Raw genomic sequence first — 15,207 nt, 5'->3', positions numbered from 1 at the left:
CTCACTGCTTCAAATTGCACACATCCTAAGTGACACACACAGGTCCCGCACTACTATGCTGCTCAGATCTCCTCCCGGTACAGCGGAAGCCTCATCCCCGTTACGGCAAGCGTAACCTTCTCGGGCAGAATATAATCCTGCTCCAGATTGATGTCATGTGACATATGCGTGTAGACTGCACGGCGCGGCTGAACGGTCTCCAGCAGGTCGGCGGCTTCGGTCATATCGTACACGGAGCGGGTGGACAATTCTGCTGACTCGTAATAAAAGCTGGTTCCCAGCACCAGCAGGTCCGCTCCATGCATACGTCTGGTCTCCTCCGCGCTCAGGGAGATCGAATCCGGGCAGTACACCCAGACATACTCCCCCTTCTCCAGCCTGTAGGCGTAGGAATAGCCATTCTTGCCATGGTTGACCCGCCACGTTGTAACCTGCCAGCCATCCAGAGTGATGCCGTCATCGCAGGGAATCATGTCGATATGTGCGGTGAGCCACGGGTATTGCCGCTGGATCACGGGAATAACCTCCGCCGGAGCATACAGCTCGCCCCGGAAACCCATCCAGCGGCAGCTGTCCGCCCATTCCGGCAGCCCGCCGATATGGTCGAAATGCGCATGCGTCACCAGCAGGCGCTCCATGCTGCGGTGCCCCTGCAGCTCCATCTGCCGCCGCCAGTCCGGTCCGCAGTCAATCGCCAGGAATCCGGCTCCGTTATCTATAAGCACAGAAGAACGCAGGCGGTTATTGCGCCCGGTAGTTCTGGCTTCCGTGCAGGTCTCACAATCACAGTAGACCCGGGGTACCCCCATGGCATCCCCAGTTCCGAGGAACACTAATGTATCCATATGCCTGCTCTCCCTCATCGTCTTTTCTCTCGTGTATCCGTCAGTTCATTATAGAACAGCAGCCGGTCCTTTGCACCCCGGCGCCGTAAGACAAGCAAAGAGCCGTCCTTCAGCCTGAATCCGGCCGCAGAACAGCTCTCATTATCCTTCGTACTGCACACCTGACAGGTGTCATCTACCCGCACTCCGCTTGATCTAGCCGCCTAGATTCCGGCCAGCACCTGATACCAGATGCCCCGCTTGGAGTATAACGTGGTGCGGACTTCTTCCCAGCCGCCAAGATAGCTGATGTCGAACAGCCCGGCAGGAACCGGATACTCGCGCTCATGCTCCGCATAGACCTGCTGATTCACAGGACGGAAGCCGAACTTGGCGAAGACCTCCTGCGCCTCCGGCGTAGTCAGATAATCCACCAGTGCTTCTGCTGCCTTACGGGTACCGCGCTCATCTACATATTTGTCCACCACCGCAGCGGGATTCTCGATCAGGATCGTATTCCGGGGGATGACCACCTCATACTTCACGCCCTCCGCAATCCGCGCCAGCAGCTCATTCTCATAAGTGACGATGACATCGCCTACGCCGTACTCGAAGGCAGCCATGGAGGCCCGCCCGCTTTTATCCAGAGATTCGACATTGGCGTGTATGCTCTCCAGGAAGCCCTTGGCAGCCGCAGGGTCCTTCGCCCCCTCCTGCTCCTCAGAACGCTTCAGACCTGCCCCATAGATGGCGTTGATGTCCCACTGGGCACCGCCGGAGGTCTTCGGATTAGGGTAGAGCACCTTCACCCCCGGCTTCGCCAGATCGGCAAAATCATGAATTCCCTTCGGATTGCCTTCCCGCATTCCCAGGGCCACAACCGACCGCGTCACCATCCCTGCCTCACCGCCGCGCTTCTTCCAGTCCTTCTCAACAAGGCCCGCCTTGACCAGCTTCCCGATATCGCCTTCCATCGCCAACAGCGTGACATCCGCCTCGAAACCGCCGGCAATCGCCCGGGCCTGGGTCCCGGAAGCCTCATAGGACTGCTGAAATACGATAGTCTGACCGGTGTCCGTCTTCCATTTCTCCGCGAACATGGGGAGAATTTCGCCCATGGCATCCTTCACCACGCTGTAGGCACCTACCACAAGCGTTAGATCTCCCTGCGGCGGTCCGCCTGCTTCTCCCGCAGCCTGCTGCTTATTCACGCATCCGGCTGCGGTAAGGGCGAACACCGCCAGCATTAAGACCGTCAGCCATCCGTGCAGTGGTCTGCTCCTTCTGATAAGCCTCATACCGGCGACACATCCCACATCATTTATTTTTTAGATAAATACAGGCATCGGATCTTTCTTCAGCCCATTCTCCTGAATCCAGCTACGTTCCTCATTGAACAGGTAGGCGCGGTGTACCAGTACAGATATTTCCTGGCCTGGAGACAGCGTTTCTTTCTCCAGAGAGCGGTAGGTGACCAGCTTATGTCCATTGATCTCCACCTCCACCAGCCATTCACTGCCGCGGAAATGCAGATGCTTCACAACCCCCTGCTCCGTGGCCGAAGCTATTTTGAATTCATGCAGATGGCCCACCTCAATATATTCCGGACGGATCAGCGCCTTGGTCGGCTTACCGCCGCCCGCTCCCTCGAAGCCCTTCAGCTCGGAAGCACTCTCAATCAGCGTGGATTCCCCGATGAAGGTCGCCACGAACGGTGTCTTCGGCTCCTTATAGATATCCCAGGGTGTCCCCTTCTGCTCCAGCCGTCCCTGGTTAATGATCATAATCTCATCCGCCACTTCAATCGCCTCATCCTGGTCGTGGGTGACGAAGATCGAGGTAATTCCGACACGTTCGATCAGCTCCCGCAGCCAGGAACGCAGCTCCTGGCGGATCTTTGCATCAATCGCGGCGAACGGTTCATCCAGCAGCAGCAGCTGCGGCTCAGGTGCCAGCGCCCGGGCAAAAGCCACCCGCTGGCGCTGCCCCCCGGACAGCTGATGCGGATACCGGTTCTCGAAGCCCTTCAGTCCGGTAAGCTCCACCAGCTCGGTCACACGCTCACGGATTGCAGATTTGTTCACCTTCTTGACCTTCAGTCCGAAGGCGATATTCTCGAACACTGTCATATGCTTGAACAACGCATAGTTCTGGAAGACGAAGCCGATCTCGCGCTCCTGCGGGGGAAGATGGTTCACCGCCCTGCCGTGGAAAATAATCTCGCCGCTGTCCGGCGCTTCCAGTCCCGCCAGCATCCGCAGGATGGAGGTTTTGCCGCCGCCGCTTGGGCCGAGCAGCCCGATCAGATGGCCTTTGGTAATGCCGAAATGAACATCCTTCACCGCATGAAAATCGCCAAAATGCTTATCGAGTCCCCGCACCTCTACATGCATAATCAGTGCCCTCCCTTTCTTCTCTTGCTCCATTCCATAAGCAGAAGCAGCCCTGCGGAGAATGCGGCCAGCACCAGCGCTAGCCCGCCCGCAGCCGTAACATTGAAATTCTCGACATCCTGATACACCAGTGTGGTCGCCGTCTGGGTCCGGTTCATAATATTGCCTGAGACGACCAGCACCGCACCGAATTCACCCAGCGAACGGGCAACTGTCAGGATTACTCCGTAGATTACCGCCCAGCGGATGGACGGCCAGGTCACCTTCCAGAAGGTCGTCCAGCCATAAGCGCCGAGTGTGGACGCAGCCTCTTCCTGCTGGGACCCGATCTCCTGCAGCACCGGCATCACCTCGCGCACCATCAGCGGGAACGTCACGAACAGAGTAGCAATCACCATGCCCGGAAAAGCATATACAATCTTCACTCCGATTTGCTCAAATAAGGCACCCAGCGCACTGTCCGGCCCCAGCAGCAATACGATCATCAGCCCGCCGATCACCGGCGATACCGCATAAGGCAGATCCACGATACTGTTCAGCAGGCTTTTCAGACGCCGCCCCAGCCAGTTCGCCCGCACCAGATACAGGGCTGTCATGATGCCAAACAGCGTATTCAGCAGCGTCACAACGACCACAACGTATCCGGTCATCAGCAGCGCATGCACCGCCTCCGGCCGGGTCAGAGCATTCCAGAAGCCGCTCCAGCCTTCGCTGAAGGCCCCAATTGTCATCCTGCCAAGGGGAGCAGCAATCAGCACGAAGAACACGAGATAGGTCAGCCCGATCCACAATCTTCTCATGATCTTCGCCCCCGCATCTGCATAAGGCTGATCAGCCAGAGAATCAGGAAGGATAAGGTCAGCAGAATGACCGACACTGCGGCGGCTCCCGCCGGATTGTCACTTTCGACCTCTCCAAAAATAAAAACGGAAGACACCAGCGTACGTCCCGGAATATTGCCCGCCACGAGAACAACCGCACCGAATTCAGCGAGCGCCCGCGAGAAAGCCAGCATCCCGCCGCCGATCATGCCAGGCGCCATAGACGGAAGAATGACTTGAAGGAAGACCCGGCCCGGCTTCGCTCCCATCGTATAGGCTGCCTCTTCTTCCGAAGCATCCAGCTCCTCCAGCAGCGGCTGCACCGCGCGGATGACGAAGGGGAAGGTAACGAAGACCATGGCAATCACAATCGCAGGCTGGTGAAAAACAATCGTGAACCCCAGAGATTCCGCAAGCCCCCCGATCAGGCTGCCCGGACCCAGCAGCAGCAGAATCATCAGTCCCCCGACCGCAGTAGGCAGAGCAAACGGGAGATCGACAAGGCTGTTCAGCAGCGCTCTGCCCCGGAACTTATAGCGGATAAGGACCCAGGCGATCATCGTACCCAGCAGCACATTGGTAAGAGCTGCAATAACCGCCAGCTTAAGTGTTAGTAGAACCGACTTCCAGGCAATCGGATCACTCACACTTTCAGTGAAGCTTCCTAGCCCTGATGAGAATGAATTGTAATAGACCCCAAGGATCGGCAGCACAATCAGAATAACGAAATACAGCACAACTGTTGATCTAAATCCCCAGGTCCAGCCCTTGTGCCTGATCAGCGAATTCAATGGTCAACCTCCCACCTCCGGATAACCGGTCGGTATACTCGACTTTAAGGTTTGATTATTCCTATTAATATACTTGGTTTAAAGTTATTCCTACTTTACCAAATACCGCTTGCTGCCGTCAATTACTTTGTTAAGTTTTGGGTTAAAGTATAAGTAGCACTCGTTACATCCAAATCAGAGAGGGGCTATTCATGATGCCGCATACTATGGAGATCACCACCAGCAAACGGGATGAAATGCGGGATATTACCCGTGAGGTTCAGGCTTATGTGAAGAATAGCGGAGTACTTAACGGACTGCTGATTGTCTATTGCCCGCACACCACCGCAGGGATTGCGATCAACGAGAACGCCGATCCTGATGTGAAGCGTGATGTATTGATGCGTCTGGATGAGGTCTATCCCTGGGAGCATCCCAAATACCGCCATGCCGAGGGCAATACAGCTTCGCACTTGAAATCCATTACGGCCGGTCCTTCCCAGACCCTCATTATTCATGAAGGGGCCATTCTGCTGGGCCGGTGGCAGGGTATCTATTTCTGTGAGTTCGATGGTCCGAGGCAACGCCAGTGCCACCTCAAAATCATGGAAGGATAGCACCGCCTGCCCTTGTAGAAGAGCAGCTGCGCATGTACCGCGAAGCTGCTCCCTTTAAAATATATAGTTCCTGTAACACTTTCACCAAGCAAAGTTATACCAATGCAACGCTCTAAAGTGCGAGCTGTTAAAAAAAACAGCTCTTATAAACTGCGGCTTAATACCTTGACATGCGTCAGGGCAGCTTGCTTCACATCTTCGAACAACACTTTATCCTGAATATAATACGAAATAAATCCGTGGGCAGATAAGAATAAGGTCAGCGGCACTTTCTGCCAATCCTCCGATACATATCCCTCTTCCTTCATATGACGGCGGACAATGCTTGCAAATAATTCGAAACATCGGCCCTGCTCTGCCCGGCAATAAGCCAGCAGCTCTTCGTCGCGGATCATGAACATGATCTCATATTGATACGGATGGTCCAGCCCGAACCGGATGAACTCCATAATCAGCTGCTCCACCCTGGTCATTCCCTCTTCAGGCGGAGTGTTCATCGCTTCATTCAGCAGCGAAGCCACATGATTGAAATCCTCCACTACAATGGCGTAGAAGAGTTCGGCCTTCTCTTTGAAATGGTAATACAGGGAGCCGTGGCTGTAACCCAGGTGCTGACCAATGCTGCGCATCGAAATGGCACGGTACCCTTTGGTGATGAAAAGATGCCTCGCCGCCTCCAGAATTCTTTCTCTCGACAACTCCTGTTCCACTGCTCTTCTTGCCATAATCTATTCCCCTTCGCTGTAGTAAAGCCGCCGCCCTTCCGTAACGAGGGATTGCCCCTCCGTAAGATCGGTTATCCATGCGATAAATGCGTCACCTTCATCATTGCGCGGAAGACACAGCAGCGTAACTTTATCCGTAAACAAAGTCTCTCCGGTCTGGATATTCCTGCTCCGCAGAGCGTTCTCCACCTTGCCCAGCCAAGTGTACCCGATTTCTACGAATACCTCCCGTCTAAGCACACGTGTAATAACCTCTCCGGCCTCAAGCGCCAGTACAGCGCCATCGGTATACGCCCGGATCAGCCCGCCTGCACCCAGCATAATGCCTCCGAAATAACGGGTAACTACAATAGCGACATTCTTCACCTGTTGGCTGCGGATTACTTCCAAAATCGGTTTCCCGGCCGTTCCACTCGGTTCCCCGTCATCCGACTGTCTCTGGATCTCATCCCTCTCCCCGATCATATAAGCAGAGCAGTTATGCGTCGCATTCCAGTGCTGCTTCTTGATCGAATCGATAAATTGCACAGCTTCTTCCTCGTTCTCCACCGGCATGACATGCCCGATGAAACGTGACTTACGGATTACGACCTCCCGCGAGCCGGGAGTACGTACCGTACGGTATTGTTCCAGCATTATTGTCCATTCCTTAATCTTCATGTGATAACTTGATATATATCAGGAGCAGCCCTGGTAGTGGTTACCTATGGACTGCTCCCTATGACTTGCTTGTAGTATGAATGATCTGCAGTTAGAGTCTTACTATTCAGTCAGTCTGGCTTCCAGCTCTGCCTTTTCTTTCTCGTAGCCTGGTTTGCCCAGCAGTGCGAACATGTTCTTCTTGTAGGCTTCAACACCCGGCTGGTCGAACGGATTCACACCCAACAGGTATCCGCTGATGCCGCAGGCCTTCTCGAAGAAGTACACCAGATAGCCGAAGGTATAAGGAGTCTGGTCAGGAATGGTAACGATCAGGTTCGGCACCTGTCCGTCCGTATGCGCCAGCATGGTTCCCTGGAACGCCTTCTTGTTCACGAAGTCCATCGTCTGGCCGGTCAGGAAGTTGAGGCCGTCCAGATCATCCGGATCATTCTCGATCGTTACATGGTGCTGTACCTTCTCCACTTGAATAACCGTCTCGAAGATGTTGCGGTTACCCTCCTGAATGAACTGGCCCATGGAGTGCAGATCTGTTGAGAAGTCTACCGAGGACGGATAGATTCCCTTGAAGTCCTTGCCTTCACTTTCGCCGTACAGCTGCTTCCACCATTCAGAGACAAAGTGCAGGGAAGGCTCGTAGTTCACGAGGATTTCTGTCGTTTTGCCTTTGCGGTAGAGCGCATTACGTACTGCAGCATATTGATAGCTTTGGTTCGTAGCCACATCGGGATTGTTGAATTCATCGGCTGCGGCTGCGGCCCCCTGCATCATTTCTTCAATGTTAATTCCCGCTACAGCGATAGGCAGAAGGCCTACCGGTGTCAGTACGGAATAACGTCCGCCTACATCATCAGGAATAATGAACGACTCATAGCCTTCTTCATTAGCCAGCTTCTTTAGTGCGCCCTTCTCCTTGTCTGTTGTGGCGTAGATCCGTTTGCGTGCTTCTTCCTTGCCGTATTTCTTCTCCAGTGCTGCGCGGAAGATACGGAAGGCAATCGCCGGCTCTGTAGTTGTACCGGATTTGGAGATTACGTTCACGGAGAAGTCTTTGCCTTCTACCAGATCAAGCAGATGCGTGATGTAGGTAGAGCTGATGTTATTTCCTGCAAAATAAACCTCAGGAGTCTTGCGCTTGTCTGCGGACAAGTTATTGTAGAAGGAATGCGAAAGCGCCTCAATGGCGGCGCGTGCACCCAGATAGGAACCGCCGATGCCGATCACGATCAGCACTTCGGAATCACTCTGAATCTTCTTGGCAGCCTGCTGAATACGGGCGAATTCTTCCTTGTCATACGCTGTAGGGAGATCAATCCAGCCCAGGTAATCGGAGCCGGCTCCGCTCTTGTTATGCAGCTGTTCGTGGGCCAGCTTCACCGGAGCGGCGAAGTAGTCAATCTCGGTCTGGCTGAAGAAGGAAAGGGCTTTGGTGTAGTCAAAATTAATCTTCTTGGACATCGGTAATGGTAGCCTCCTGTTTATCTCTTTAGATTTGACACCGTGTGTTGCAACATTATAATCTAGAATACTTTAATTTGCCTTGACTGGCAAGGTCTTAAGGCATATCCCCGGCTAAGGGGCCCTCTCTGCAAAAGTTTCATGGAAACGGTTACTGTGCAGAACCGGAATCCTGTTCTGTGGAAGATCCCAGTGCCTTCTGATAGAATGAAAGACAAACTTGGTTTCTATAAATATGATCCCGGAAGAGAATATGATCTCAAGAGAGCAAAGGTGGAAATGACATGAAACAGATCGGCTTTATCGGACTCGGTACGATGGGAGCGCCTATGGCGTCGAACCTGCTGCGCAGCGGCTTCGAGGTTACGGTGTACAACCGCACAGCAGAGAAATGCAAACCTCTGGAACAGGAAGGCGCGAAGACCGCCGCTACTCCGCAGGCGGCTGCGGAAGGCAAGGATGTTATTATCACCATGATCAGCAACGATGATTCGATCCGTGAAGTCTTCTACGGTGACCAGGGCATTCTCGCCACCCTTCAGCCGGGCACAACGGTGATTGATTCCAGCACCATCTCTCCCGGCCTTGCACAAGAGATCGCTACTGAAGTAGAAGCACGGGGCGGCAGCTTCCTGGATGCCCCTGTAACTGGCAGCAAGCCGGCAGCCATCGACGGCACACTGGTCTTCATGGTCGGCGGACATGCCGAGCTGATTGAGAAGCACCGCGATCTCTTCGACTCCATGGGCCGGCTGCTGCTGCATATGGGCGCTAACGGCAGCGGCGCTGTAGCCAAGCTGGCTCACAATGCCATGGTCGGCATTCACAATGTCGCACTCGCCGAGGGCTTCTCCATCGCTGTGAAATCCGGGGTGCCCGCCGACAAGTTCCTGGAGCTGGTGAAGAACGGATCAGCCGGCAGCAAGCAGGCCGAGCTGAAGGGCCAGAAGATCATCGATAATGATTTCAGCAACCAGTTCTCCCTGGCCCTGATGCTTAAGGATCTCAAGCTGGCGTCCTCGCTCAGTGACTCCACAGGCGTGCCTTCCCCTATGCTCGGCGTAGCCAAGAGCATGTTCCAGGCAGGCTTCAACCACGGCTACGGCGACGAGGACCTGTCCGCCGTGGTGAAATCCTACGAGGACTGGATCGGCCGCAAGATCGGCGGCGGTCCAGCGGACACGGAGTAGAACCCCTTTGAAACTGAACATAAAAGAATGCAGAAGCAGAGCGCAGCCGGGTAATATCGGCTGCGCTCTTTTTCTTGTGCGCAAGTCCGCCTTAATTGGAGATTGGGGAATGGGGAATGATAACGCAAAAATACCGGCGATTGTCATCACCGGTACGTTAAAGGTTGTATTTGAGGTACGTATACAAAAAAACATCCAGTTTCCTTGCGTTAACTATAAAAGTAATATAGCACAGAAATGTCAACATAACAAGCATTTTTATGGAAAACGGAGAAAATAAATGATTCCCCCCTCCGGGCTGGCAGCCAAGGATTAAGGAGACACTCTGCACTGCTGTCCGCCTCTTCACCCATAATGGTATGATCTTCTGCACGAAGGAGGCGACTGGAATGCAAATCAGACTCAGAGATATCCGCAAAAGCTTCAAGGTGTATAAACGGCCCGAAGGAAAATGGGGGCTGCTGAAAGGAGCCTTTATGCGGAATGTAACACAGGTGGAGGCACTCGGCGGTATCGGTTTTGACATTGAAGAAGGTGAACTGGTAGGTTATATCGGCCCTAACGGTGCCGGTAAATCGACCTCCGTTAAGGTGATGAGCGGTATTCTGACTCCGGACAGCGGAGAATGTACCATCCTGGGCAAGGTTCCCTGGAAGCACCGCGTAGAGCATGTGTCTAGGATCGGCGTTGTCTTCGGCCAGCGTTCACAGCTGTGGTGGGATGTTCCGGTGGCGGATTCTTTTGATGTACTGAAGGATATTTATGCGATTCCCCCTGGAGACTACAGAATTAGACTATCGGAATTAACGGCAACTCTTGGTGTGGAAGCGCTGTTAAGGACACCGGTGAGACAGCTTTCACTGGGGCAGCGGATGCGCTGTGAGCTGGTGGCGTCGCTGCTGCACCGGCCGAAAATTCTGTTTTTGGATGAGCCGACCATCGGACTTGATGCGGTATCCAAGCTGGCGCTGCGCAATTTTTTGAAGGAAGAGAACCGTAAGTACGGGGTTACGATGCTGCTGACCACGCACGACATGGACGATATCGAGGCCTTATGTGAGCGGGTTATGGTGATCGGGCACGGCCAGCTGCTCTATGACGGAAAACTCGCCGGTCTACAGAAAAAATATGCGCCTGAGGTCGTGATGAAGGTTAACACAGATGCGATGATTGCCGCCATGTACAACGATTTGGCTTTGAATTAAGCCCAGCAGGAGGTGCAAGATGAATTTCAGAAATACATTCAGGGCCTGCGGTTCCCTCTTCCGGATCCGAATGGCCGAAGGGCTGCAATACCGCATTTCCGCAATATCAGGCACGATGGTCGGCGTGTTCTGGGCGCTTATGGAATGTGTGCTGTTCACCGTGTTCTATACATACAGCGAGAACGGCTCATGGAACAATAACGGATTGAGTCTTCCGCAGACGATATCCTATGTGTGGCTGGCCCAGGGTCTATTTGTGCTGCAAAGCCTGAGCATCGACAGCGAGATTTTGGGCAAAATCAACAACGGCGATGTCGGTATCGAGCTATGCCGGCCCATGAACCTCTACACTCACTGGTTCGTCAAAAGCTCGGCCGGCAAGCTCGGCACCTCTTGGATTCGGGGTCTGGCCACCGTGACTGCCGGTCTGCTGATGCCTGCCGGATATGCGCTGGGCAGTCCGGCATCGCTATCCGCGCTATTCTGTTTTCTTCTCTCAGTGGTCATGGCGTTTGTACTTTGCTCGGCATTTGCCATGCTTGTAACCTCTATCCGCTTGAACATCACCTGGGGTGACGGGCCTACCTATATGCTTTTATTAGTGAGCGGTATTCTGTCAGGCACCTATCTTCCCCTGCGGCTATGGCCTGATTTCATGCAGACCTTCCTGTACCTTCAGCCGTTTGGAGGGTTCGCAGATATCCCGTTGCAGTTGTATATAGGAACGATGGCTCCTCCCGCCGCTTTGCCGGGCATAGGCTTGCAGCTCCTCTGGACCATCATCTTCATTGCGGCGGGCCGGATCATCATGAAGCGCAGGCTGAACAGCATTATCGTCCAGGGAGGGTGAGACAACCGTATGATCGCTGAGGGTAAAATCTATTTCAAATATCTGCGGATGCATCTGCTATCCGGCATGGAGTATAAGGGCTGGTGGCTGATGCTGATTCAGGTACTAACCGTTGTGGTATCAGATCCCATTGCCACCGTCCTGCTGTTCTCCCGCTTTGGCAACATCGGCGAATGGACTGTTGCCCATATCATTCTGGTATACTCACTGGCTGTGGCTTCCTTCGGACTCGCCGAAAGTCTATGCCGCGGCTTCGATTATTTCCCGTGGCATCTGCTGCGCTCAGGCGATTTCGACCGGCTGCTGCTCCGCCCCAGTTCCCTGTTCGTCCAGGTTGCCGCCTCCAGATTCCATCTGCACCGGCTGATCCGGCCGGTTACTGGCATCTGTGCAGCAGGCTGGGCGCTTGGACAACTCGGCGTCCCGCTGACACCCGGCAGGCTCGGCATTCTGTTAATGGGGCTGGCAGGAGGATGCCTGATGTACTGCGGAGTATTCGTGCTGACCTCAGGACTCGCTTTTTTCACCATCAAAGGGCTGGACTGGATTTATCTGCTGACCAATGCCAGCTACCAGATCACCCGCTGCCCGGAGCCCTATATGCCGCGGGCCCTGAAATCTGTGTTCAGCTTCATACTGCCGGTGCTGTTCATCAGCTTCTACCCGGCGGCTACCGTCTGCGGCTGGGATTATCCCCAGTGGCTTGGCTTCCTCTCCCTTCCTGCCGGAGCTGCATTCCTTGGACTCTCCCTGCTGGTCTGGCGCATCGGCGTAAGGCATTACAAGAGCACCGGGAGCTGACTCCCGGTCACTCCGCATTCTGCAGGTTCACAAGAAAGCTGACAACACAAAAAGCACCCCGGGATGTTCAATCCTCAGGGGTACTTTTTGTATCTACCGTTTTATTTTATACAATCGGGTAAGAACAGCAATAATCAGTTAAAGCGAATACTTCCAGAGCAAATTTGGAGTTGCCGGGAACATGGAATGTCTCCGCTCCGTCAATGTCGTTCCACACCTCAGTGCCGGGCAGCAGCACCTTCAGCTTGCCGGAGAGAATCTCCATGGTCTCGGGGCCATCTGTGCCGAATTCGTATACGCCGGGCAGCATAATGCCGAGTGTCACCTTAGTGCCGTCTTCCAGAGTAACTGTACGGCTGGTCACTTTTCCATCGTAGTAAATATTGGCTGCTTTTTGAATAGTCGCATTGGTGAACTGACTCATTTGCTTATTCTCCCCTTTGTTCAAATATAAGAATTTATAGGTTTCACACGATAAATTATCCTTCTATTTCTCGCTGAAACGGTACCGTCCTTTAGAAAGGACGGCAAAGCCGTTTCCACTTGTTAGATCCGTCTATTATAGCAGGGCTTTTACGCGGCTGACTACATTTTCTACAGTGAAGCCGTATTCTCTGATTACGGTGTCGCCAGGGGCAGAAGCGCCGAAGGTAGTGATTCCCAGAATGTCGCCCTGATCGCCTGTATAACGTTCCCAGCCGAAGGATTGCGCCATTTCGATCGCCAGACGGGCCTTCACTTCAGGCAGGATAACGGAATCGCGGTACGCTTTATCCTGCTTCTCGAACAAATCCCAGCTCGGCAAGCTGATGACACGAACATCAATGCCTTCTTCGGCAAGCGCAGCCTGAGCCTTAACCGCCAGTTGAACTTCAGAGCCTGTAGCAATGATCTGTGCCTGCGGAGTACCGTTCTTGGAGTCAGAGACCACATAACCGCCGCGTTTGATGTTATCGCGCACACCGTCTACCGTTCCAGCCAGGATCGGCAGGTTCTGACGGGTCAGTACCAGGGCTACCGGATTTGAGGTATTCTCCATGGCATAAGCCCAAGCAGCGGAGGTCTCATTGCCGTCTGCCGGACGAATCACCGTAAGACCCGGAATGATACGCAGGGAAGCAAGCTGTTCAATCGGCTCATGGGTAGGACCGTCTTCACCGACAGCAATACTGTCATGGGTAAGCACATAAGTGACCGGCAGCTTCATGATGGAAGCGAGACGGACAGCCGGGCGCAGGTAATCTGTGAATACGAAGAACGTACCGCCAAATACCTTGAGTCCGCTGTGCAGGGCAATCCCGTTCATGGCTGCGGCCATACCGAATTCACGTACGCCGAAGTAGATATTACGGCCGTCATAGGATTCGGAGGTGAACTGGGACAGACCGTTCAAGTGCGTCATAGTCGAGCTCTCCAGGTCGGCAGAACCCCCAACCAGCTGCGGGATGCCGCCAGTCAAGCCGTTCAGTGCATTACCGGAAGCCACACGGGTGGATACGGCTTTGTCTTCTGCTTTGTAGAATGGCAGATTGGCATCCCAGCCAGCAGGAAGCTCACCGCTCAGTGCAGTTTCGAGCTGTGCAGCCAGTTCTGGATATGCTTTTTTGTAGGCTGCAAATTTCTCATCCCATGCTTTGTTGGCGGCGATCCCTTTGGCCTTCACTTCAGCGAAGCTGGCACGGACTTCATCCGGTACATAGAAGTCTTCTTCATATACCCATTTGTAGTATTCCTTCGTCAGCTTCGTTTCATCAGCGCCCAGCGGGGAGCCGTGAGTACCGCCGTGTCCGCCCTTACCTTGTTTGTTCGGGCTGCCGTAGCCGATAACAGTCTTCACTTCGATCAGTGTCGGCTTGCTGCTGTCTGCCTGAGCCTCTTCTAGGGCCTTAGCCAGTGCAGGAAGATCGTTTCCGTCTTCTACACGCAGAACCTGCCAGCCGTAAGCTTCAAAACGCTTAGCTACATTCTCGGAGAATGCGAGGTTCAGCTTACCGTCGAGGGAGATATCATTGGAATCGTACATTACGATCAGTTTGCCCAGCTTTAGGTGTCCGGCAAGCGAAGCAGACTCGGAAGAAATCCCTTCCATCAAATCGCCGTCGCCGCAGATAGCGTACGTATAATGGTCAATCACATTATGTTCGTCTTTATTGTAAGTGGCACCCAGCTGAGCTTCAGCCATCGCCATACCTACAGCCATACCGATACCTTGTCCGAGCGGACCGGTTGTCGCATCTACACCGGCAGTGTGCCCGAATTCCGGATGTCCTGGGGTCAAGCTGCCCCATTGGCGGAATTGCTTCAATTCTTCCATGGGCAGATCATAGCCGCTGAGGTGCAGCAAGCTGTAGAGCAGCATGGAGCCGTGTCCGGCAGACAATACGAAGCGGTCACGGTTCACCCAAGTCGGATGATCCGGGTTATGATTCATCGTCTTGGCGAACAGTTGGTATCCCATCGGTGCGGAGCCCATCGGCATGCCGGGGTGTCCGGAATTTGCTTTTTCAATAGCATCAATAGCAAGTGTACGAATCGTCGTGATGGCCAGGTTGTCCACCGTCGAGTTTTCTTTTTTATCAATGGCTTGATCTTTTTTTGCTTGTTCAGTCATTACAATAATCCTCCTCGAATCAAGAATGTCATTTTGACTATTATTGTATCACGGAAGTGGAAGCATTTCCAATTGTTTTTACAGGCCGCAGTTCCAGACAGCTTATAATTAGCGGCTTCCTCCCGGTCTATGCACTCTTTTGCCAGCTTTGCCGTGTTTCGGAACAATTCTGGAGGATGCCGCAGAGGATTGAGAGACTTAGCCTTAAGTCTAGGTCCCATTTAAGACTAAAGTTTGTTTTACAAAGCGGGTTTATACAGTAAGATGGAAGTACCTCAGCGG

General features: G+C 53.6%; 15 protein-coding genes. 5 read left to right on the top strand and 10 right to left on the bottom strand.

The genetic code is table 11. The annotated features are described in order from the left end of the window. Window positions 1–62 precede the first annotated feature (62 nt). The 5 genes from MHH28_RS28860 to cysT form a co-directional block, all read right to left on the bottom strand. A complete protein-coding gene (locus MHH28_RS28860; protein WP_405108209.1) occupies window positions 63–845 on the bottom strand; it encodes an MBL fold metallo-hydrolase in 783 nt (260 codons plus the stop codon). 203 nt (window positions 846–1,048) lie between these two features. Beyond that, on the bottom strand, window positions 1,049–2,122 hold the full coding sequence (locus MHH28_RS28855; RefSeq protein WP_405108206.1) for a sulfate ABC transporter substrate-binding protein: 1,074 nt from the start codon (window positions 2,120–2,122) through the stop codon (window positions 1,049–1,051). Window positions 2,123–2,152: 30 nt separating this feature from the next. Next, a complete protein-coding gene (locus tag MHH28_RS28850; RefSeq protein WP_405108204.1) occupies window positions 2,153–3,217 on the bottom strand; it encodes a sulfate/molybdate ABC transporter ATP-binding protein in 1,065 nt (354 codons plus the stop codon). Between the two features lie 2 nt (window positions 3,218–3,219). Beyond that, complete coding sequence (locus MHH28_RS28845) at window positions 3,220–4,017, bottom strand: sulfate ABC transporter permease subunit (protein WP_405108201.1); 798 nt, start codon at window positions 4,015–4,017, stop codon at window positions 3,220–3,222. Further along, the gene (gene cysT / locus MHH28_RS28840) at window positions 4,014–4,829 is read right to left on the bottom strand and encodes a sulfate ABC transporter permease subunit CysT (RefSeq protein ID WP_405108198.1); all 816 of its coding nucleotides are present in this window, start codon (window positions 4,827–4,829) and stop codon (window positions 4,014–4,016) included. The genes MHH28_RS28845 and cysT overlap by 4 nt, the downstream gene beginning before the upstream one ends. A gap of 194 nt (window positions 4,830–5,023) precedes the next feature. Here cysT and MHH28_RS28835 point away from each other — a divergent pair, with 194 nt between their 5' ends. After that, window positions 5,024–5,425, top strand: coding sequence for a secondary thiamine-phosphate synthase enzyme YjbQ (locus tag MHH28_RS28835; RefSeq protein WP_405117301.1), 402 nt, complete (start codon window positions 5,024–5,026; stop codon window positions 5,423–5,425). A 143-nt stretch (window positions 5,426–5,568) separates the two neighbouring features. Here MHH28_RS28835 and MHH28_RS28830 read toward each other — a convergent pair whose 3' ends face one another. The 3 genes from MHH28_RS28830 to MHH28_RS28820 form a co-directional block, all read right to left on the bottom strand. Then, the gene (locus MHH28_RS28830; protein ID WP_405108196.1) at window positions 5,569–6,150 is read right to left on the bottom strand and encodes a TetR/AcrR family transcriptional regulator; all 582 of its coding nucleotides are present in this window, start codon (window positions 6,148–6,150) and stop codon (window positions 5,569–5,571) included. Between the two features lie 3 nt (window positions 6,151–6,153). Further along, window positions 6,154–6,786, bottom strand: a complete 633-nt coding sequence (locus tag MHH28_RS28825) for a YigZ family protein (protein WP_405117299.1) — start codon at window positions 6,784–6,786, stop codon at window positions 6,154–6,156. A 126-nt stretch (window positions 6,787–6,912) separates the two neighbouring features. Continuing rightward, entirely contained in the window at window positions 6,913–8,268 is a 1,356-nt protein-coding gene (locus MHH28_RS28820; protein WP_405108193.1) for a glucose-6-phosphate isomerase, read from the bottom strand. A 284-nt stretch (window positions 8,269–8,552) separates the two neighbouring features. On the opposite strand from MHH28_RS28820, the gene MHH28_RS28815 reads away from it, so the two are divergent. The 4 genes from MHH28_RS28815 (at window position 8,553) to MHH28_RS28800 (ending at window position 12,314) form a co-directional block, all read left to right on the top strand. Next, window positions 8,553–9,458, top strand: coding sequence for an NAD(P)-dependent oxidoreductase (locus tag MHH28_RS28815; RefSeq protein ID WP_405108190.1), 906 nt, complete (start codon window positions 8,553–8,555; stop codon window positions 9,456–9,458). 389 nt (window positions 9,459–9,847) lie between these two features. Next, on the top strand, window positions 9,848–10,663 hold the full coding sequence (locus MHH28_RS28810; protein ID WP_405108187.1) for an ATP-binding cassette domain-containing protein: 816 nt from the start codon (window positions 9,848–9,850) through the stop codon (window positions 10,661–10,663). Window positions 10,664–10,682: 19 nt separating this feature from the next. Then, on the top strand, window positions 10,683–11,513 hold the full coding sequence (locus MHH28_RS28805) for an ABC transporter permease (RefSeq protein ID WP_405108184.1): 831 nt from the start codon (window positions 10,683–10,685) through the stop codon (window positions 11,511–11,513). A gap of 9 nt (window positions 11,514–11,522) precedes the next feature. Continuing rightward, window positions 11,523–12,314, top strand: a complete 792-nt coding sequence (locus MHH28_RS28800; RefSeq protein ID WP_405108182.1) for an ABC transporter permease — start codon at window positions 11,523–11,525, stop codon at window positions 12,312–12,314. A 106-nt stretch (window positions 12,315–12,420) separates the two neighbouring features. Here the strand turns inward: MHH28_RS28800 and MHH28_RS28795 are convergent, their stop codons facing one another. Next, on the bottom strand, window positions 12,421–12,738 hold the full coding sequence (locus tag MHH28_RS28795) for a pyrimidine/purine nucleoside phosphorylase (RefSeq protein ID WP_405108179.1): 318 nt from the start codon (window positions 12,736–12,738) through the stop codon (window positions 12,421–12,423). 135 nt (window positions 12,739–12,873) lie between these two features. After that, window positions 12,874–14,925: a transketolase gene (gene tkt / locus MHH28_RS28790; RefSeq protein WP_405108176.1), complete on the bottom strand. Its 2,052-nt coding sequence runs from the start codon at window positions 14,923–14,925 to the stop codon at window positions 12,874–12,876. Window positions 14,926–15,207: the final 282 nt, after the last annotated feature.

It is taken from the genome of Paenibacillus sp. FSL K6-1217 (assembly GCF_045040735.1).
In the GTDB taxonomy this organism is placed as follows: domain Bacteria; phylum Bacillota; class Bacilli; order Paenibacillales; family Paenibacillaceae; genus Paenibacillus_AQ.
The sequence above is the reverse complement of the archived record's forward strand: the minus strand, read 5'-3'. Positions and strand labels throughout refer to the sequence as shown.